The sequence below is a fragment of the Acidovorax sp. KPB24-07 genome (assembly GCF_057543315.1).
This window is the reverse complement of the sequence record NZ_BAAJYS010000319.1, coordinates 1-3861: the sequence shown is the minus strand read 5'-3', so window position 1 is coordinate 3861 and position 3861 is coordinate 1. Positions and strand designations below refer to the sequence as shown.

The window sequence follows — 3861 nt, the reverse complement described above, 5'->3', positions numbered from 1 at the left end:
GGCGTTCACCTCGGCGCGCAGCCCCGCGTTCTTGCGCAGCACGCCCAGGCATTCCTGCCAGCCGACGGCCACGCCGTCCAGCCGCGCGGCCAGGCGCGCCTGCTGCGGCGGGTTCCAGCGGGGGGCCTGCAGCAGGTTGGACAGCAGCGCCACGGGCGTGCCCGTCAGATCGACGGCGGGATGGTCCCGCACGGCGGCCGGCACGTTGTGCAGCTGCAGGTTGTGCGACAGGTCCAGCAGCTGCAGCACGGGCATGCGGGCCATGGTCTCGGGCACGTTCTGCAGGCCGCAATGCGTGAGGATCACGGTCGCCAGCCGCGGCGCCTGCGCCAGCGATTCGGGCAGCTCGCGCAGGCTGAAGTTGGCCGACAGGTCCAGCATTTCGAGGTGCTGCAGCCAGGCCAGGGCCTGCGGCACTTCGGTGACCACGCAGTTGCGCGCCGTGAGGGTGCGCAGACCCCGGCACAGCGCCAGGGTCTCGGGCAGGCGGTGAAAGCCCGTGTTGTCCGACACGTCCAGGTGCTTGAGATGGCGCAGGCGGTCCAGCCCCGGCGGCAGGGAGGACAGGCGCAGCACGCGCAGGTCCAGTTGCCAGCCCTCCTCGCCCAGGGCGTGGCAGGCCAGCACGCGCCTGACCGCCTCCTGGCGGCGTTCGGCGAACGTGGCGGCGGTTTCACCGTCGTCTTCCAGGTCCGCTTCGGGGGTGCGCAGGCGACCGAGCATGCGGGCCCACAGGCCCTGCTGGCGGGGCGGCGGCCGGTTGGGATCGGCATCGCACCATTCCTGCAGCTCGCGCATCCAGCGCTCCATTTCGGGGGTTTCGGTGCCAGCGCGGCCGGCGGCCCGGGCAGCGCCGTGCCCCTGGCCTGCATGGTGGCGGCGCAGGAAGCGGAAGGCCGATGCGCCCTCGCTGGTCGCGGCGCTGCCCTCGGCACCGGGGCTGTGGGGTACGCGGGCAAGGACGTCGGTGGTCGCGTTCATAGCATGGGCACGCGGGCAAACGCGTGGTGAAAGGGTTGGTGATGGAGCAAACCCGTCCAATTGCGACGGGATGTATCCAATCTACGGACCCCGCCCCCCGCGCCATGGTGCGGATGCGATGCCTTGGCCGCGCATGCGAAATTTCAGCGCGGCAGCAGGGTGCGAAGGGCTTCCTCCATCCCCTGCACCACGGCGTCGAAAAGCGCGTGCGGCACGCCGCCGGCAGGGGCCGAGGCAAAAACCGCCGCATCGGTCAACGCGCCGTCGGCCACCGTCCCGTCCGTCGCCACCTGCCCGGTCATGGCTTCGGCGTCCAGCGCGACGGGCGGCAACCCATGCTGCTGCAGGGCCCAGTCCATCGCCATCAGCGCGGCCGGGCCATTGCCCTCTTCGAAGGGGCGCAGGCTCTCCACCGCCCGGTACAGCAGCGTGGCCCGCTCCGTGGCCGCCAGCGGAGAAGCCGGCGCGTCGCCCTGGGCCAGCCAGGTGTCCAACGCGGCGAGATGGCCTGGCAGTGCGCGGACCGGGGGATAGTCGAGGTGGCTGCCGGTGAGGCCCTGCGCATCGGCCGGGATGCGCTGGAACTCCATCGCCCGCAGCTGCGCCCCGCCGGCGGGGCGGCCGTTCAGGCGCCAGCCGATCTCCTGGATGCGCTCGGTCGTGATCGGCAGGCCCTGGCTCAGCCAGCGCTGCACAGCCGCGTCCGCATCGGCCCAGGCGGCCTCGGTGCCCGCGCCGTCGATGCGCAACGCCTGAGAGAGCGCATTGCGCGCCTGATCCATCGCCGCACGCGATGCGCTGCCGTCCTGCAGCAAGGGCGCACAAGCCCGCCAGGCGCTCGACAGTGGTCCCACGCGGGTTTCCAGCGCGGCGCGCTGCCCGGGGGACCACGGCACGGGCTGCAGCAAGCGGTCCGTGAGCGCCACCGGCGTGCCCTGCAGTGCGAGCGCAACGTGGCTCTCGCGCAGGCCGGGCGGCAGCGTGTGCAGGCCGCGGTTGTGCGACACATCCACGGTCCGCAGCGCCGGCATGTCCGCCATGCCCGGCGGCAGGTGGCTCACGTCGCAATGCGGCACGCGCAGCTCCCGCAGGCGGGGGGCTTGCGCCATGGCCTGCGGCAGTGCCTTGAGAAAAGGGTTGGCCGACAGATCGAGCGTTTCGAGGTTCGGCAACTGGAACAGGGAGGGCGGCACGTGGCTGACAAAGCCGTTGCAGGCCGTGAGGCTGCGCAGGTTCCGGCACCCGGCCAGCCCTTCGGGCAGGGATTGCAGGCCGGTGTTGTTCGACAGGTCCAGCGCCTCCAGATGCGCCAGCCGTTCCAGGCCCGGCGGCAGGCTGGAGAGTCCCAGCCCGCTCAGATCGAGCGTGCGGCCATCGGCGCCTTGCGCATGGCAAGCGAGCAACCGCTGCATCGCCGTCTCGCGGTGCTCGGCCAAAAGCGGCAAGCCGTGATCGCCCTTCCCGGCGCCGGCCTTGCGTCCCAGTGCCCGCAGGCGCCCGAACAGCCCGTGGTGGCCCGAGACGGCCCGGTGCGGATCGGCGTCGCACCAGCGTTGCAGCTCCTGCTTCCATCGAACCGCGTCGAAGGACGCTGCGCGGGGCGGTATCGCCCCCGGTGCAGCGGCCACCGCGCGCGATCGCAGCGCCTGGGCGTGGGTGTCGGCAGAGGCCGGCGTGGAGCGCGAGGGAGGCGATGGCACCGCAGCGGAGGGCGGGGCTTCGGAGCGGTGCGTGAACGGCTCCTGTTTGAACAGGGTGGAAAGCGATGTCATGGCAGGGCGGACACGCGGCAAGCGCGTCGCGGGCAGGGGGTGGGCAGGCCCGCGGGACGGGCCAGTGGACCCGCAATCTACGAAGTCGGCCGGCTCCGCTCCGCCCGGAATGCGAATGCAATGCCCGCCATGCGAAGCGACCCGCGCGCAAGCCGCGCCGCTTCCCCTCTTGCAAAAAAGCGCAGCGCGCCCCTGCCGCTTTCAATGCCGCGTCAATGCCGCCTCACTGCCGGGGATCGGTCGCCAGCAGCCACTCCACCAGCGCGCGCAGATCGGCCTGCAGCCGCGCGAAACCGGCCGGCTCGATGGCCAGCGTGCGCTCGTCCATGTAGAGCTTGCGGTTGATCTCCACCTGGATGCTGTGGCGGTGGGTCGCCGGGTGGCCGTAGCGGCGCACCAGCTCCACGCCCTTGTAGGGGTGGTTGTAGTCCACGCTGTAGCCGCGCTCGCGCAGAAAGGCGCAGATCGCCTGCGACAGCGCCGGGCTGGCGGTGGTGCCGTCGCGATCGCCGATCACGAAATCCGCATGGTGCAGGCCCGGGTGCAGCGTGGCATGGCTGGCGGCCACGGCGGGCATGGAGTGGCAGTTGATGTGGATGCTGTAGCCGTGGCGGGCATGGGCCTCGTCGATCGCCCGGGCCACGGCCGCGTGGTAGGGGCGCCAGCAGCGGTCGATGCGTGCGCGCGCTTCTGCCACGGAGAGCAGCCGGTCGTAGATGGGCACGCCCTCGTCCGTGAACTTCCAGATCAGCCCCTTGCCCAGCCGCACCTTCTGCAGCACGACGGGATCGGTGGTGACGGGATCGGTCCACGCGGTGTCGAACCCGGCCTCGAACATGCTGGCATCGACCTCGGTGGTGTCGCGGTTGGCGTCTAGGTAGATGCGGGGAAAGTGCGCCTCCACCCAGGCCGCGCCCAGCGCGGGGGCGAAGGCGTAGAGCTTCTCGACATGCGTGTCTTCGGCGCGGCGCAGCGTGGGCAGGTCGATGGCGGCGCGGAAGTCGTCGGGGTAGGTGGTGCCGCTGTGCGGCGAATCGAGCACCAGGGCCGTGCGGCCGGGCACGGCGGAGAACATGGCCGCTGGCGCTGCAGCCGCGGCGACGGCGGG

Annotated in this window: 3 protein-coding genes; all 3 read right to left on the bottom strand. The window is 71.9% G+C overall.

Going from position 1 to position 3861, the window contains the following annotated elements; genetic code table 11:
* The coding region (locus AC27IQ_RS20105) for a leucine-rich repeat domain-containing protein (protein ID WP_487090546.1) at positions 1 to 981 on the bottom strand (981 nt) is incomplete at its 3' end.
* Between the two features lie 143 nt (positions 982 to 1124).
* Positions 1125 to 2753 carry a XopAC/AvrAC family type III secretion system effector gene (gene xopAC / locus AC27IQ_RS20100; protein WP_487090545.1) on the bottom strand — a complete coding sequence of 543 codons (1629 nt, stop codon included), beginning with the start codon at positions 2751 to 2753 and terminating at the stop codon, positions 1125 to 1127.
* Positions 2754 to 2976: 223 nt separating this feature from the next.
* The coding region (locus tag AC27IQ_RS20095) for an N-formylglutamate amidohydrolase (protein ID WP_487090544.1) at positions 2977 to 3861 on the bottom strand (885 nt) is incomplete at its 5' end.